This window comes from Bacillus sp. B4EP4a (assembly GCF_006680105.1).
GTDB lineage: Bacteria > Bacillota > Bacilli > Bacillales > DSM-1321 > Peribacillus > Peribacillus simplex_E.
This window is the reverse complement of record NZ_VHIK01000137.1, coordinates 1-228: the sequence shown is the minus strand read 5'-3', so window position 1 is coordinate 228 and position 228 is coordinate 1. Positions and strand designations below refer to the sequence as shown.

Below are 228 nucleotides of genomic sequence, written 5' to 3'. Positions count from 1 at the left end.
TCGTTAAGGAACTCGGCAAAATGACCCCGTAACTTCGGGAGAAGGTGTGCTTTTTAGGGTGAATAGCCCAGAAAAGCCGCAGTGAATAGGCCCAGGCGACTGTTTAGCAAAAACACAGGTCTCTGCGAAGCAGCAAGGCGAAGTATAGGGGCTGACACCTGCCCGGTGCTGGAAGGTTAAGGGGAGAGGTTAGCGCAAGCGAAGCTTTGAACCGAAGCCCCAGTAAAC

At 53.1% G+C, this 228-nt stretch carries 1 rRNA gene; it reads left to right on the top strand.

Annotation, left to right across the window (positions count from 1 at the left end):
• Positions 1 to 228, top strand: a 23S ribosomal RNA gene (locus FNK51_RS26270); the annotation flags it as partial.